Raw genomic sequence first — 15,309 nt, 5'->3', positions numbered from 1 at the left:
GGCTGACAAACATGTTACAAGTACCATCGCGTTCGTTGCAGCGGCGCGGCTTGGCTAGCCGCGTCGGCTCGGAGAACACTGCGGCGTTTCTGTTCCTCCTGCCCTTCCTATTAGGCTTGATCCTGATTGTTGCTGGTCCGATGCTGACGTCACTCTACTTCAGCTTCACGAATTACACGGCGGCAGGCACTGCCAAATGGGTTGGCTTCGACAATTACGAGCGCGCGTTCACTCGAGATCCTCGTTTTTGGCGCGCAGCCCGCGCCACTGGCCTGTATGTTATTCTGGCGGTGCCAACGGTCATAACGTTTGCGCTCATTCTGGCGGCGCTCCTCAACCGTGGAGTAAGAGGCCTTACCATTTACCGGGCGATATTCTACGTGCCCTCCCTTATCGGCGGAAGCGTTGCCATTGCGCTGTTGTGGCGTCGTATTTTCGGTGCGAACGGGCTGTTGAACGCTGGTCTCGCTATGATCGGCATCGAGTCTTCGACGTCCTGGATCGGGTCGCCGTCGACTGCCCTATGGACACTTGTAGTATTGCACGGCTGGCAATTCGGATCGGCCATGATCATTTTCCTGGCAGGTATGCGGCAGATTCCGCAAAGCCTCTATGAGGCGGCGATTATCGATGGAGCCACCCGTCGTCAGTGCTTTTTCAAGATCACACTCCCCCTCCTCACGCCACTGATCCTGTTCAGCACGATCATGAATACGGTGGGAGCATTTCAGGCCTTCAATGCAGCCTACGTCGTTAGCGCAGGCTCCGGCGGCCCTGCTGACTCCCTGCTGTTCTTCACCCTCTACATTTACCAGCAGGGTTTCGTGAACTTCAATTTCGGTTACGCATCCGCCCTCGGCTGGCTGCTGATCATAGCAATCGCGGCGGCTGTAAGCCTGCTGATATTGGCGACGCGACGCTTTATCCATTACGGGGAGAATGCATGATGAGCTCGACTGCATTGAATCCGCCGAAGCCCTATTCAGCATCACGCTCCGTCTGGTCGAACCCCTTTACGAAACATCTGGTGCTGATCGGTTTCGCGTCAATCATGTTATATCCGCTTCTGTGGATGTTGGCAGCATCTCTTAGACCGGACTCCATGATTGGTAACTTCAGCATTTGGCCCGGCCGCCACTTCACGGTCGATAACTACATTCAGGGCTGGAAAGGTGTGGGGACTGTAGGATTCGCGCAGTTTCTGACCAATTCCCTCTTCATATCCGTACTTAGCGTTGTGGGTAACGTTATCTCATGTGCAATGGCAGCTTATGCGTTTGCTCGTATCAACTTCCGCTTCAAAAAACTGATGTTCGGGTTGATGCTGGGAACACTGATGATCCCGTTCCACGCGATTTTGATCCCGCAGTATCTCATGTTCCGGGACTTTGGCTGGCTGAACACACCGTTGCCTCTCGTGGTCCCGAAATTTCTAGCTACGGACGCCTTCTTTATCTACCTGCTGACCCAGTTCTTCCGCAACATCCCGCGTGATCTGGACGAAGCAGCAAGAATCGATGGCGCCGGACACTGGACAATTTTCTTCAAGGTTATCATACCGCTTTCGATGCCAGCACTTGCTACCGCTGCAATCTTCTCGTTCATCTTCACCTGGAACGACTTTTTCTCGCCGCTGATCTACCTGACGAAGACTGAGAACTACACGGTTCCACTCGCGCTCAGGGCCATAGGGGACACCTCGGCGGAATCTGCATTCGGCGTATTGTTTGCCATGTCGATTGTTTCGCTTCTGCCCGTCCTCGGCATTTTCATCGCCTTCCAGCGCTTGCTGGTGGAGGGCATAGCTACCACCGGAATGAAAGGATAATTCTATGTCCGTTGAGGAAGAGGCTCGTCCCTCTGTAGGGATATCTGTGCCCAGACGAAAGACAATTGGGCTTGCGAACGACCATGCCGGCTTTCAACTGAAACTGTTCGTAAAGTCTTTGCTTTCCGAATATTGCGACGAGGTCATCGATGTCGGCACCATGTCCGACACACCGGTAGATTTCCCTGACGTTACCGCCAAGGCAGTGGACCTCATATCGTCCGGCAAGACGGACCGCGTGATCCTCGTTTGTGGAACAGGCGCAGGCGCTTGTATCGCAGCAAACAAGACCCCGGGTATCCGCGCCGCCGTGGCTCATGACACTTTTGTCGCCCGCCAATCGGTTGAGCACGACGATGTCAACGTCCTGTGTATCGGAGGGTGGATCGTCGGACCACAGATCGCAGGTGATGTCATCCGCACGTTTCTTGCCGCTGAATTCTCAACCAAAGAGCAATTTCGTCGACGCGTCGAAAAACTGGCCGCTCTCGACGGGTCTCTGGCCCGCGCCAATCCAACAACTGACAGGCATTCTTATAAGGAGGACTATAAATGACACCTGAACGTAGAAAAGAAATTCTCGATACCGTCGCAAAGCTGCGCGTAACCGACATTCGTGATGGTCTTGATTGGATTGGCCTTCACCACACCGGGACGGTCTCTCCAGATATCCGCCCGCTATGGCGAACAAAGACAGCGGGCTTCGCTCAAACATTCCGGCAGACCCCCACTCAAAAGTCTGTGCCAACGATGTCCCCCGATGACTACACGAAGTGGGCTTATGAATACTGGTACTTCCAGCTGTTCGATTATACCGATTTCGGCAGCCGCGTGGGCCCGGGCGACTTCCTCGTCTGCGACACTTGCGGCACGCCAAGCCCCGCGGTCGGTTCCATGGACTCGATGATCTGGGCTGCAAAAGGCATAACAGGCTGCCTGACGAACGGCGGAACACGTGATACCGACGAAGCTCTCATTCAGAAGGCCCTTCCTGTCTGGAGCCGCTGGATCGTGCAGACCATGTATCAGGGACGCGTCGAATATGCCGGGGATTCCATGCCAGTGGAAATCGGTGGAGCGCTGATCAACCCGGGTGATCTCATCGTCGCTGACGGTGATGGTGCCATCTGCGTTCCTCAAGACGTTATCGATGACGTTTTGAAATACGCAATTCAGGAGGCCGAGAACGACAAGAAGACCCGCAAACTTCTCTACGACCGCCTCGGTATCGCGCACGACCATTCCGTCGATTCTATTTTCGACGTGCCGGCTCACCCCTACGCCCTGACCCCCGATCGCCTTGAGTGGTACATCACTGGCAAGGGTACTGGCCCCAAGTAATCGTCAGCTTCGGATCGGTTTAACCGATCCGAAGTCCCCTTCCGGGTGAGAAATTATAGGCTAAAATCTCGCCCGACTATCAAATGGCGACGTATTTCATCAGCATCGATCCGAGGTTACCAATGGCAAGACTTGAACTAAAATCGCTGCAGAAGAATTACGGCAGCTTATCCGTCATAAAGGATGTATCCCTTAGTATCGACGATGGCGAGTTTGTGGTGTTCGTTGGACCTTCAGGCTGTGGCAAGTCGACATTGCTGCGCATGGTCGCAGGCCTTGAGGGCATTTCCGGCGGAGAACTTTGGATCGGCGACCTGCTTTGTAACGACATCGAGCCGCGCGACCGTGGCATCGCCATGGTTTTTCAGAACTATGCACTGTATCCGCATCTTTCCGTCTACGAGAATATGGGTTTCGGCCTGAAACTCAGCAAAGCGCCAAAGGATATCAGAGACCGGAAAATAAGGGACGCAGCTCGTATCCTCCAGATCGAGCACCTGCTGGACCGGAAGCCCGGGCAACTATCAGGCGGCCAGCGCCAACGAGTGGCTATCGGTCGCGCGATCGTCAGGAAGCCCGACGTGTTTCTTTTCGACGAGCCACTATCAAACCTTGACGCTGCCCTACGTACCGATATGCGGATGGAATTAGCCAAACTCCATCAAGACCTTGCTGCGACAATGATCTATGTGACGCATGATCAGGTGGAGGCGATGACACTCGCCGACAAGATCGTTGTGCTCAATGGCGGAGTGATCCAGCAAATCGGGAGCCCGATCGAGCTTTACAAGCGCCCAGCGAACCTGTTCGTGGCATCGTTCATCGGCTCACCAAAAATGAATTTGCTGCCCGGCCAAATCAATACGATTACAGAAAGCACGGTCGAAGTTTCGCTCGCAGGACCTGCACCGTTCAAGCTTGCAATTGATGGCTCTCGCTTCAAGGCAGGAGAAAAGGTTACTCTTGGTGTGCGGCCTCAGGCGCTGGTACTAAGCGATAACGGCCAGCTTAGTGGTGAGGTAATGTTGATCGAAAGACTTGGAAGCGAAACCAACGTCAAGATCAACCTTGCATCAGGAGAGAGCATTCTCGCCGTGATCAGTGGAGATTGTGGTATCCAGGTAGGACAGTCGATCCGATGCGGATTCTCCCTTTCGGATGTCATTGTGTTTGACGGTGCCGGGCAGGCACATTTCGCGTCTGTCTCACATGTGTTGCCTCATCACAATCAAATTAGCCGGTGATCGCGCATAGCTTTTGGCCCGATCTGAAGACTTACAGCGCTTGTTGATATGTCGTGGTTTGAATAGCCCCGAGTTTCGTAGACACCCTCGGGTTAGATTTTCTGCTGCTTCTCGAACTCGACGGGCGACAGCATCCCGTTCCTGACGTGTTTGCGTTTCGGGTTGTAGAACATTTCGATGTAGTCGAACACGTCCTGGCGTGCTTCATCGCGTGAACGGTAAACCCTGCGACGTATCCTCTCTCGTTTCAGAAGATTGAAGAAGCTCTCGGCCACCGCATTGTCATGGCAGTTGCCGCGTCGGCTCATCGAGTGAACCAGATTGTGGTGCCTGAGGAACGAGGCCCAGTCCATGCTGGTAAACTGCGAGCCCTGATCCGAATGGATCAGCGCCTTGTCTTTCGGTTTGCGTCGCCACACCGCCATGAGCAGAGCCTGCAATACGACGTCCGTGGTCTGTCGGCTCTGCACCGCCCAGCCGATGACCCGGCGAGAATAGAGGTCGATGACAACCGCAAGGTAAGCGAAACCTTCGTAGGTTCGAATGTAAGTGATGTCCGTGACCCAGGCCTTGTCCGGAGCTGCTACGTCGAATTGCCGGTCGAGCTTATTATCGACGACGACAGACGGTCTGCCGCCATAGATGCCGGGACGGCGTTTATAGCCGATCTGCGCCTTTATTCCGGCGAGACGCGTCAGGCGCGCGACCCGGTTCGGGCAGCACATCTCTCCCTGATCGAGAAGGTCGTCGTGCAGCTTGCGATAACCGTAGACCTTGCCGCTCTCTTCCCATGCCTTCAGGAGCAGATCGGTCTGTCGCTTGTCCTCATTGGCTCACCTGCTCAGTGGGTTCTTCAGCCAGGTGTAAAATCCACTCGGGTGAACCCGCAGAAGGCGGCACATCGTCCGCACCGAAAACTGCAAGCGATGCAAAGCAATGAACGCGTACTTCACTTTGCATCCCTGGCGAAATACGCGGCCGCTTCCTAAGAAACACAGTCCCCAGGCGCCAGGGGTGAGAGATCATAGCCCATAGACCGAGCGCGGCGTTGGAGATTCGCAATGACACGGCCACGATGGCGCTCAGCATAGGCAGCAGCGCCTGGATCGCGATACACCATCCCATAACGCAGCGCATTGTAGAAAAGGACGGCAATCTTGCGTGCGGTCGCCGTGACGGCTTTCTGTTTTCCAATACGCCCTGCCAGCCGCCGGTAGAATGCGCCAAGTACAGTGTCGCTGCGGCCGAGCGTGGTCGCGGCCAACCGCAGCAATGCGGCCGCCCTGCTGGATGATCGGCGAGTTCGCGAAGAAAGCACCTTGCCGCCGGAGATTTTATTACCCGGGGCGAGGCAGAGCCATGATGTGAAGTGCTTGGCCGTCGGCCAAGCCCGTAGGTCCGTGCCGCATTCGCCGATGAGCTTCAGCGCGAGAGACGAGCCCAGGCCATGGATTTGCGTCAGGTCTGTCCCAACGAGGCCATATAGGGCAGCTCGCACGTCAAATGACGGTGCATTTACCTGCTTGGTTTTTGTCCGGACATTTGGCAATGGCAAGAGCGGGGCATCGACCTCAACTGACATCGCACCAATTGCGCTCTCAAGCCGACGATCGCATTCGAGCATCTTCTGCTGATAAAAATCGTAGAGCTCTAGCGACTGAGAGAGAGCAAACACATGCTCATCACGATCGTTACCGATCAGCGATGCTCTGATCGTGTCGACAGAGGAGTGGCAGCGAACATCGCGCAATGATGCCAGGACGTCGGGATCGCGCTCGCCGGCGACAATCGCCCGTATGATCTTCATGCCTGTTACGCCGGTGATGTCGGAGACGACATGATGGAGTTGCAGGTTCATCTCCATCAGAGCCTTCTGCATGTGCTGGATATGAGCCGCCGCATACTCGACCAGCCGTTCTCGCTGTCGTAAATAGGCTCGCAACGTAGCAACCTGCGCCTGCGGACGAAAGCTTCCGCGCAGCAAGCCGTAGGAATGTAGTTGGCGAAGCCACGCCGCATCACTGACATCGGTCTTCCGGCCCGGCACATTTTTGGCGTAGCGGGCATTGACGAGGATCACCTCAAAGCCGTGCTGTTCAATTATCTCAAAGGCCGGGATCCAATAGACCCCGGTCGATTCCATCGCAACGCTTGTGACGCCGCAGGATCGGAACCAAGTGGCGAGATCATGCAGATCATGTGTGAAAGTGCCGAAGGCGCGGATCGGCATATCGTCACTCTCCGGGTCGACTGCGGCCATATGCATCGTGGATCCGATGTCGAGAGCGGCTGCTCCGGGGTTCATGCGTGTGAGATTTTGTGGATTGGTAGGTATTATCTTTGGCATGACTTCTCCTCCTATAGATTGGGAGGGGCTGGGCCGTGCAAGTTCGTCATTTTCCTAACCGGGATCGCCGCCAAAGCCGCGTCACCACTCTCAAGTCCGCAACAGCCCATGTGCCACGTTTTTTAACGGGGTCGATCGCCTCCAATAAGCAGTCGGCAACTCCCCTCCGGTGGTCAGCGTAGCACAGCCTGTTTCTACCGCGCACAGGAGGACCAAAGCCGGTGATCGCTTTTTAGGATATCGCGTTCCTCAGTGACGCGAGCCAGTTCCTTCTTCAGCCGCCTGATCTCCTCGGCCTCGTCGTTGCCCTTGGAGTCCGACCCAGCAAACTTCTTCTTCCATTCATACAGCGAATGCTGGCTGACGCCGAGACGCTGCGAAACCTCAGCCACCGGATAGCCCCGCTCCGTGATCTGCCGCACCGCGTCACGCTTAAACTCTTCGCTGAAATTCGATTTGCCCATGATGCTCTTCTTGCCTCAAAATTAGGAAAGAAGGCGTCTACAAATCTCGGGGCTATTCATCTCGGGGCTATTCAGCCATCCCCACCTGAAGGATCACGCTGCGACGGCTCATTCAGGTGAGGATGCTTATCGGATAGTCACGCTCAACCGGCTACCAGCTTCGTCTCGAGGAATTCCTCGATGCCCCAACGCCCACCTTCACGACCATTGCCAGACTGCTTGTAGCCGCCGAAAGGCGTACCGGGAGCGCGTGCAGAACCGTTGAGCTGGACCATGCCGGCTCGGACATTTCTGGCCACGCGCTTTGCCTTGGCAAGGTCTTCAGTGTGAATATAGGCGGAAAGACCATAAACGGTGTCGTTTGCGAGCTCTAGCGCCTCCTCCTCGCTATCGAAAGGTGTGATGGCGAGAACAGGTCCGAACACTTCATCGCGGAATAGCGAATGTTCTGGGGTCACGCCCGCAAATACGGTCGGGCTGACGAAAAATCCGCGTTTGTGGTGCTCGGGCCGGCCGCGACCTCCGGTGACCAAGTTCACGCCTTCGCTGACAGCCTGGTCGATGTAGCGCAGGACCTTGTCGTACTGCACCTTGGAAGAAAGCGGCCCGATGTGGTTTCCGGGGAGATCGGCTCTCTCGACGACAATGCCCTCTGCCACTTCGGTGGCGAGCTTTACCGCCCTGTCGTAGACGCTGCGCTCGACCAGCATACGAGTCGAAGCATTGCAGGACTGCCCAGTGTTGTTGAAGCAGAAGTTTGCGGTCCAGCGAACGGCCTTTTCGACGTCAGCGTCAGCGAAGATGATGCTGGGAGACTTCCCGCCGAGTTCGAGCGACACACGCTTGATACTCGGCGCAGCGGCGTGCGAAATCGCGATACCGGCGCGCGTCGAACCTGTGAAGGAGACGACATCGACGTCTGGATGGGCAACCATGGCAGCCCCGGTCACGGTGCCGGTGCCCTGCAAGAGGTTGAAAACCCCCTTCGGCAGATTGGCAGCCTCGACGATCTCGGCGAAGATCTGACCGGACACTGGCGATATCTCCGAGGGCTTAAGGACCACAGTACAACCTGCAGCCAAGGCCGCGCCGACCTTTAGGGTGATCTGATTAAGCGGCCAGTTCCATGGCGTGATCAGCGCTGCCACGCCAACGGCTTCACGCAAAATTTCCTGATTTTCGGTCCCGATGAGAGCGGGCTCGGCAAAATGGAACTCCTGCAGGGCCTTGATGAAAGCGCGCAGATGGTTCGCGCCCGCGCCGATCTGACTTGTACGAGCGAAATCGATCGGAGCACCCATTTCGGCTGCCAACGCCCTTGCCAGGTCTTCGGTCCGGGCAATGTAAGCCTCAAGAAGCCGACTAAGTGCATCGACACGCACGCTCTTTTCGGAGGCGCTCCATGCCGGCAGAGCGTTTTTGGCGGCCTTCACGGCGCGGTCGACGTCCTCTGCGGATGCAATCTGAAACTCGGCAAATGCTTCTTCGGTGGACGGGTTCACCGCCCAGAACGTGTCGCCTCCCGTGGCCGGCTGCCAAGTATTGTCGATATAGATGCTAGGACTAGGTGGCATTGCAGTACCCTTTCGTTTGATTGTCGAGGTCGGCCGGCCCAAAATCAGGGGTAGGCCGTCGATCGTAAAAATTTGGATTCCAGCCTTCCGACCAGTCTACTCTTCGGTCGGATGGCGAAGCATGAAAGAAGCCGCGGGCCGCTGCGTTCGAAGCTGCGGTCAGTTGGTCAGTACGATCCTGGCGTCGACCCGGCCCTGCTCAAGACGGGACATCGCTTCATTGACTTGAGCCATACCCATCCGTGTCAACGGAATCGGCGTCAGAACGCCATCTTCAGCCAGCCTGATGAGATCCTTGAGGTCTTCGGACGTTCCGGTGATGCTGCCGATAATCGAAAGCCCGGTCACAGCCAATGTGTAGAGCGGGAGGGCCAGTTCGCCGCCGTAAAGGCCGACCTGGATGGTCCGTCCGCCCTTGCGCAGGATACTCAAGGCCAGCCCGGACGTTTCCGAGTTGTTGACGAAATCCAGCACGGAGCTGACCTTACCACCGTTGATCTCGATAACCCTGGCTGCGGTGTCCTCGTCGGCGAGTGCCACAAAATGATCCGCGCCTTCCCCCAACACGAGATCGCGCTTAGCCTCAGATTTATCGAGGACGAGGATCTTGTTTTTCGTCAGCGCCCTCAGCATGGCGACGGCTTGCACGCCGAGCCCGCCCGCACCGATCACGACGAAGAGCTCGTCAGGCAAGAGTGGCATGATCTTGCGAATTGCCGACCGTACGGTCAGGCCGGAGCAAGCGTATGTTGCCGCCAAAGCCGGGTAGATGTTGCCGGTCGAGGCGAGGTATCTTGAGTGAGGCACTATAACCTCATCGGCAAAGCCCCCGTGTTGCATGAAGCCAAGGCTACGGCTACCTATTGCACAAATATTGTCACGACCGTTGAGGCAATCGTTGCATTTCCCACAACCAAGCCATGGGTAGACAATTACCTGATCGCCTATCTTTACGCCCTGTGCGTCCGGTCCAAGGGCGGAAACCTTGCCCACGATTTCATGGCCCATGGCAATAGGGGTTTCAGGCTGCGGTCGCTGCAGAACGCCACGGCTTCCGTAGTCAGTCACTCCTTGCCAAGTATGGAGGTCCGAATGGCAAACTGCGCAGTGCGTCACATCAACGACGACCTGTGTCCCGGTCGCGTCAGGGGTTGCGATCTCGACGGCTTCCAACCTGCTGTGATGCGTTTTGTTCAGCCAGGCCCTCATCTCTTCCTCCGTAGTTTCCTATGGTGATTGCCGCGTGTCGAACCTGGCGGCCTTCTCACGCAATACCTTTGCCCGACAGAGCGACCGGCCTGCGCAGACGGTTGAGTCAGCCGCTCAAGTCGAAAGAGCGACCTCACAGGAGGTCACCTCAGCGCCGAAATCCTCAAAATCCGCCGTCTCGGTGACAAGCGGGCAAAGAGAAATGGAGCCATTGAACTGAAAGCCCGGGTCGAGCTTGGTTCTGCGCGTCCTTACGCTGCGGTTTGATGTTCACGCGAGTTCCCTCGTATCCTCTAACTGGAGTGATGTGGAAATTTCGACAAGACTGTTGAACAACGGCTTGAAGCCTCTGACAGGCAGTTGATCAAGTGCTACCAGGATCCGGGCGCGCCGCTCTTCGTCCAGCACCTGCGAACCGAGCTGTTCGAATTTCTCTTTCACCTGCTCGTAGGACATTGGATTGGCAACATCACCGAGCGGGTGGAGAACAGTGAGTGCTTCTTTGCCATGGCCCTGATCCATGATGACTCGACAAGGCGTTCCTTTGGGAAAGCTTGACGCGAAATCCGGATGGGCCTGCAAAACAGTACGTGCTGATAGCTCAAGAACGGCCTGGTCCGTGAGATAAACGGGATCGACCGGCTGCAGAGCGCGTCCACCGTGGATCGCTGCAAGGGCACAACTAAAGTGATAGCTATACTGCGCACCTTCCAGGCCCGCGGGGTTACGCTCGTTCGACAGTTTCAGCCCTTCAGCGAATGTCTCGATGCGAAGGCTTACTATAGGAGCACTTGGACGGCGTAGTTCAAGTATGGCGTCGATGGCCGCGTGCATGTAGCGGCAGCATGCGTAGGGCTTCAGATAACAATCTTCGAGCCACCAATGAATGCCGAGATCGCCGGTAAGAACCGCGCGCGTGTAGCGCGTCCCATCGTCCAGGAGGTCAAGCGGACCGGTCGCTCCAGCCTGAGCACGGAAGGCCGCCGTCAGCCCGGTCACGACAGCTGGCGGAATGCATTCCTTGACGGTGTTGCCGTCGGCCTTAGAGACCGCTTCGTTGATACCTATCGGGCCTTCGGCACCGGCGATCCCAATTGCATGGGCCATCTGGGAAGTGGTCAGTTTCAAAAGACGCCCTGCGCCTGCCGCGACACCGAAATTCACCCAGCGACCGCTGATATAGGTGTCGATCGTCGCCGTCGGGCGAGCCGTGGCAACGCGCAATGCGATGTCATAGCCAACCGCAATTGCCTCGAAGATCTCCTCGTCGCTCGCGCCTATCTGTTGTGCGACGGCCAGAACAGCCGGAATAATCCCAGCCCCGGGATGCCCGGCTGCGCCACGGTGACCGTCATCGAGATCGAGAGCACTTGCTGCTGCGGAATTCGCCATGGCAGCACCAACGATAGAGAGGCTTCGATCGGTCAACCAGACATCGGCCGTACCTTGGCCATAGGCGGCGTAAGCGGCCTTTCTGGCGGCGATAGCCAGGTCTGAGTTGAATCCCGCCGCACTCGCTGCGAGAAGGTCTGTGATGAGTACCGCGCAAGCTTGCCGTGCGGATTGTGGAAGGCTACCAGCCGGATGGGTAGCCGCGAAATTAGCAAGTTCCTGAATAGCGTGCATGAATGGCATCACCTTTGGCTGAGCGATGGCGCGGGGCGGCGGACGAAATGCCCGTCGCTCTTCATGTTCCAGAGCGCTGGTTCCGGCACGAAACCGATGGGCTTCATCGGGCTGCGTGGTGGTAGCGCCTCTCGCCTTGCCTCTGGTCGAACCAGCCGTTGATCCGGATGGGTAATCGGAATGGCGGAAAGCAAGCGCTGGGTATAGTCATGGCCAGGGCGCCCGATTACGTCGTCCCTGCTGCCGATCTCAACCAGTTCACCAAAGTACATAACGGCAACCCGGTCACAGATTTTCTCCACGGCCGCCATATCGTGGCTGATGAACAGATACGAAATGTCGAATTCCCGTTGAAGGCTCATCATCAGTTCGATGATCTGCGCCTTGACGGCGACATCGAGGGCAGAAACGGCTTCATCGGCGATAATCAACTTCGGCGCCATTGCCAACGCACGCGCGATGCAGATGCGCTGGCGCTGGCCGCCGGAGAATTCATGGGGCAGGCTGTCGGCGCGGTTGGGAGGGATTCCAACCTTGTCGAGCAACCACTCCATTTTCTCGATCAGCGCTTTACCGGATGCGATCCGATGGACTTTCATAGGCTCGATGATCGCCGAGCCGATGGTCTGGCGACTGTCGAGCGACCCAAATGGATCTTGGAAGATCATCTGGATGTCACGGCGCATGCGAGCCAGACTTTTAGGATCGGAATAGTCAATTACGTTGCCATCGACCGTGATCGTGCCACCATGCCGCGATACGAGATCGATGATCGCCTTGCCAATCGTTGACTTACCGGAGCCCGACTCCCCGACAAGGCCGAGCGTCTCGCCCTTACCGATCGCGAATGAGACACCTTCCACAGCATGGACGTGGCCCAGTCTCCGGCCGAGCAACCCGCCGGTATGAACAAATCTAACCGAGAGATCGCGCACCTCAAGAAGGGGCTTGTCACCTTTGCAGCTAAGCGGAAGGGCGTCGAGTTCTGTCGCTGACGCACTCCCGATATCGGTTTTGCCGGCTATCGAGGGAGCTGCTTCGATCAGGATCCGAGTATAGTCGCTTTCCGGCTCGCTGAAAATTTTGTTTACAGTGCCTGCTTCGATCTGGTGACCGCTGCGCATGACCAAGACTTCGTCCGCGACTTCGGCGACCACGCCCATATCATGCGTGATGAATAGGACGGCCGTCTTTGTATCCTGCTGAAGATCTTTCAGAAGTCGAAGGATTTGCGCCTGGACTGTGACATCGAGTGCGGTGGTCGGCTCGTCGGCAATGATAAGTACAGGATTGCAAGCAAGGGCCATGGCGATCATGACACGCTGGCGCATTCCGCCCGAGAACATATGCGGATAATTGTCGATCCGGCGCCCGGGGTCAGGGATCCCGACCTTCTGGAGCATTTCAAGAACAGCGTCGCGGAGAGCCCTGCCCTTCAATCCACGGTGGATCCGGATGGCTTCGGCGATTTGGTCTCCGACGCGCTGGACAGGATTGAGCGATGTCATTGGCTCCTGGAAGATCATACTGATCTTGCCGCCCCGGATCCGGCGCATCTCTGCTTCGGGCAGGTCGAGCAGTTCCTTGCCATTGAGGCGAATGGACCCGCTCACTTTCGCGGTACCCTCCGGCAGAAGGCCCATAATCGCCAGCGAGGTGACGCTCTTTCCCGATCCGGATTCACCGACGACCGCCAATGTCGAGCCGGCGGCAATATCGAAGCTAAGATCGTGGACGATCGGCTTGCTACCGAATGAGATCTTGAGATTTTTGACTGAAAGTACAGGGTATTCGGACATCAGGAAGCATCCTTCAAACGCGGATCGATAATGTCGCGAAGACCATCGCCGATGAGGTTGAAAGCCAGGACGAGGAGAAGGATGCCAAGGCTCGGAAACAGGGCAAGGTGCGGCGAGCTGAGAATGTTTTCAAAGCCATCACGGACCATTCCGCCCCATGTCGGAGCCGGCGGAGCTATTCCAAGACCGACAAAGGCCAAAGAGGCTTCCGTTCTGACAGCGTTTGCCATCCAGAGTGACGCCATAACCATGATTTCGGGAAGAATTGCCGGCAGGATGTGCCGATAGAGGGTTCGATTTGAAGAAAAGCCCATAGCACGGCAGGCCTGCACGTATTCACGGTCGCGCTGGGTGATAACGGCAGCGCGGGCAACGCGGGCGAAGGCCGGTATCGACGTGAAGGCAATCGCGGCAACGATATTGGTCGTCGTCGCCCCCATAAGGGCAACGAGTGCAATGCCCAGAATGAGCGAAGGGAATGCCAGAACGACGTCCATGATCTGCATCAAGACGATGTCGAGACGGCCGCCCCTGAAACCTGCAATCATTCCGATGAACGTGCCAATGACCATGGCAACCACAACGGCCAGGAAGCCGATGATCAGCGAGTAGCGCGCTCCGTAGAGCATGCGGGTCCAGATATCTCGGCCGAATTGGTCGGTACCAAAGATGTGGGCAGCACTCGGCAAAGCGAGCTGGTCGACGATGTTCTGTTTGGCGGCCGGATAAGGAGACAGTTGCGGAGCGAATATCGCGCCCAAAACGAGAAGAACGACGATGAGCAAACCTGCCCAGGTGGAGAAGTTGATCCGGCGAATGACGGCCTGGGTCTTTTCGAGCCGGCTGCCGGAGCTCTTTAGCGTTACATCTGAGCTTGTCATTTGTATTGAACCCTGGGATCGAGGAAGCCATAGGTAAGGTCGGTCGCAAGGTTCACGACAACCACGATGAAGGTATAGACAACGATCATCCCCTGCAGCAGCGTATAGTCGCGCTGGCTCAAAGCCGTCAGAATGAGTTTTCCAAGGCCTGGCCGGGAGAAGACGATTTCGGTCAGAACCGAATTACCAATCAGAATGCCCAGATAAAGGCCGACAATAGTCGTGATCGGAACAAGGCAGTTACCGAGACCATGGCGCCAGATGACGGCGCTGTGGTGCACCCCCTTGGCTCGGGCCGTTCTCACGAAATCCTGACTCAACACTTCCAGCATCGCCGAACGCGTAACGCGCGTGACATAGGCCATCATGATCAAAGCAAGAGATACGGCCGGTAGCACCATCTGCCAGAGACGGTCGCCAATCCCTTCGCCTGTCCCTGCACTGATGACAGGGAACCATCGGAGCTTAATTGCAAATGCGATCAGCAGAATGATCGCCGATACGAACCCGGGAAGCGACAGGCCAAGCAGCGAAACGAAGCGGAGAACGTAATCCACGGCTCTGTTGCGATGCACCGCTGCCCATACGCCCGCGGGAACACCGAAGACGACGCCGAGCAGCAATCCAGCAAATGTCAGCTCTAGAGTATACGGCAAGACCGACATGACTTCTTCAGTCACGGGGCGTCCTGAGGCCATCGATGTGCCAAGGTCACCCTTGAGCGCATTGAGCAGGAAATGGCCGTACTGAACGAGTACCGGTTGATCGAGCCCGAGTCGCGTGCGCATTGCGGCAATGCTCTCGGGGCTGGCCTGATCGCCGAGGATCATCTGGACCGGATCGCCGGGTAGCACTCGGACCATGAGAAAGACGAGCGTCAGAACGCTTATCAACGTGAAGACGGCAAAGCACATTCGCTTTGCGAGATACAATAACATTGAGACCTGCTCCCCTGACGCGCTTTAGGCAATTGGCCTGTGCGAGTTCTGATACGCA

Annotated in this window: 12 protein-coding genes and 2 pseudogenes; 5 read left to right on the top strand and 9 right to left on the bottom strand. The window is 56.7% G+C overall.

Going from position 1 to position 15,309, the window contains the following annotated elements; all coding sequences use genetic code 11:
* Positions 1–11: 11 nt before the first annotated feature.
* The 5 genes from J5276_RS29140 (at position 12) to J5276_RS29120 (ending at position 4,413) form a co-directional block, all read left to right on the top strand.
* Positions 12–947 (top strand): carbohydrate ABC transporter permease, encoded by a 936-nt coding sequence (locus tag J5276_RS29140; RefSeq protein WP_209160227.1) that lies wholly within the window; start codon positions 12–14, stop codon positions 945–947.
* Positions 947–1,828: a carbohydrate ABC transporter permease gene (locus tag J5276_RS29135; protein WP_219256750.1), complete on the top strand. Its 882-nt coding sequence runs from the start codon at positions 947–949 to the stop codon at positions 1,826–1,828. The genes J5276_RS29140 and J5276_RS29135 overlap by 1 nt, the downstream gene beginning before the upstream one ends.
* Before the next feature lie 4 nt (positions 1,829–1,832).
* On the top strand, positions 1,833–2,384 hold the full coding sequence (locus J5276_RS29130; RefSeq protein ID WP_209160225.1) for an RpiB/LacA/LacB family sugar-phosphate isomerase: 552 nt from the start codon (positions 1,833–1,835) through the stop codon (positions 2,382–2,384).
* On the top strand, positions 2,381–3,169 hold the full coding sequence (locus J5276_RS29125) for an RraA family protein (RefSeq protein WP_209160224.1): 789 nt from the start codon (positions 2,381–2,383) through the stop codon (positions 3,167–3,169). The genes J5276_RS29130 and J5276_RS29125 overlap by 4 nt, the downstream gene beginning before the upstream one ends.
* Before the next feature lie 122 nt (positions 3,170–3,291).
* Positions 3,292–4,413, top strand: coding sequence for an ABC transporter ATP-binding protein (locus tag J5276_RS29120; RefSeq protein WP_209160223.1), 1,122 nt, complete (start codon positions 3,292–3,294; stop codon positions 4,411–4,413).
* Between the two features lie 92 nt (positions 4,414–4,505).
* Here the strand turns inward: J5276_RS29120 and J5276_RS29115 are convergent.
* From J5276_RS29115 to J5276_RS29075, 9 genes and pseudogenes are all read right to left on the bottom strand, one after another.
* Positions 4,506–5,390 (bottom strand): annotated as a pseudogene (locus tag J5276_RS29115) (IS3 family transposase); the annotation flags it as partial.
* An 8-nt stretch (positions 5,391–5,398) separates the two neighbouring features.
* Complete coding sequence (locus J5276_RS29110; RefSeq protein ID WP_219256749.1) at positions 5,399–6,760, bottom strand: IS110 family transposase; 1,362 nt, start codon at positions 6,758–6,760, stop codon at positions 5,399–5,401.
* A gap of 215 nt (positions 6,761–6,975) precedes the next feature.
* Positions 6,976–7,224, bottom strand: a pseudogene (locus tag J5276_RS29105) (transposase); the annotation flags it as partial.
* Positions 7,225–7,367: 143 nt separating this feature from the next.
* Positions 7,368–8,798: an aldehyde dehydrogenase family protein gene (locus J5276_RS29100; RefSeq protein WP_209160220.1), complete on the bottom strand. Its 1,431-nt coding sequence runs from the start codon at positions 8,796–8,798 to the stop codon at positions 7,368–7,370.
* A gap of 159 nt (positions 8,799–8,957) precedes the next feature.
* Positions 8,958–10,007 carry an alcohol dehydrogenase gene (locus J5276_RS29095; protein WP_209160219.1) on the bottom strand — a complete coding sequence of 350 codons (1,050 nt, stop codon included), beginning with the start codon at positions 10,005–10,007 and terminating at the stop codon, positions 8,958–8,960.
* Between the two features lie 270 nt (positions 10,008–10,277).
* Positions 10,278–11,633, bottom strand: coding sequence for an MmgE/PrpD family protein (locus tag J5276_RS29090; protein WP_209160218.1), 1,356 nt, complete (start codon positions 11,631–11,633; stop codon positions 10,278–10,280).
* 8 nt (positions 11,634–11,641) lie between these two features.
* A complete protein-coding gene (locus tag J5276_RS29085; protein WP_209160217.1) occupies positions 11,642–13,432 on the bottom strand; it encodes an ABC transporter ATP-binding protein in 1,791 nt (596 codons plus the stop codon).
* On the bottom strand, positions 13,432–14,313 hold the full coding sequence (locus J5276_RS29080; protein ID WP_209160216.1) for an ABC transporter permease: 882 nt from the start codon (positions 14,311–14,313) through the stop codon (positions 13,432–13,434). The genes J5276_RS29085 and J5276_RS29080 overlap by 1 nt, the downstream gene beginning before the upstream one ends.
* Positions 14,310–15,251: an ABC transporter permease gene (locus tag J5276_RS29075; protein WP_209160215.1), complete on the bottom strand. Its 942-nt coding sequence runs from the start codon at positions 15,249–15,251 to the stop codon at positions 14,310–14,312. The genes J5276_RS29080 and J5276_RS29075 overlap by 4 nt, the downstream gene beginning before the upstream one ends.
* Positions 15,252–15,309 lie beyond the last annotated feature (58 nt).

The organism is Agrobacterium sp. S7/73, from assembly GCF_019355535.1.
In the GTDB taxonomy this organism is placed as follows: domain Bacteria; phylum Pseudomonadota; class Alphaproteobacteria; order Rhizobiales; family Rhizobiaceae; genus Agrobacterium; species Agrobacterium tumefaciens.
The sequence above is the reverse complement of the archived record's forward strand: the minus strand, read 5'-3'. Positions and strand labels throughout refer to the sequence as shown.

Coding starts and splice junctions, on each gene's coding strand:
- J5276_RS29140 (WP_209160227.1), top strand. CDS start 12: ATGTTACAAGTACCATCGCGTTCGTTGCAGCGGCGCGGCTTGGCTAGC.
- J5276_RS29135 (WP_219256750.1), top strand. CDS start 947: ATGAGCTCGACTGCATTGAATCCGCCGAAGCCCTATTCAGCATCACGC.
- J5276_RS29130 (WP_209160225.1), top strand. CDS start 1,833: ATGTCCGTTGAGGAAGAGGCTCGTCCCTCTGTAGGGATATCTGTGCCC.
- J5276_RS29125 (WP_209160224.1), top strand. CDS start 2,381: ATGACACCTGAACGTAGAAAAGAAATTCTCGATACCGTCGCAAAGCTG.
- J5276_RS29120 (WP_209160223.1), top strand. CDS start 3,292: ATGGCAAGACTTGAACTAAAATCGCTGCAGAAGAATTACGGCAGCTTA.
- J5276_RS29110 (WP_219256749.1), bottom strand. CDS start 6,760: ATGCCAAAGATAATACCTACCAATCCACAAAATCTCACACGCATGAAC.
- J5276_RS29100 (WP_209160220.1), bottom strand. CDS start 8,798: ATGCCACCTAGTCCTAGCATCTATATCGACAATACTTGGCAGCCGGCC.
- J5276_RS29095 (WP_209160219.1), bottom strand. CDS start 10,007: ATGAGGGCCTGGCTGAACAAAACGCATCACAGCAGGTTGGAAGCCGTC.
- J5276_RS29090 (WP_209160218.1), bottom strand. CDS start 11,633: ATGCACGCTATTCAGGAACTTGCTAATTTCGCGGCTACCCATCCGGCT.
- J5276_RS29085 (WP_209160217.1), bottom strand. CDS start 13,432: ATGTCCGAATACCCTGTACTTTCAGTCAAAAATCTCAAGATCTCATTC.
- J5276_RS29080 (WP_209160216.1), bottom strand. CDS start 14,313: ATGACAAGCTCAGATGTAACGCTAAAGAGCTCCGGCAGCCGGCTCGAA.
- J5276_RS29075 (WP_209160215.1), bottom strand. CDS start 15,251: ATGTTATTGTATCTCGCAAAGCGAATGTGCTTTGCCGTCTTCACGTTG.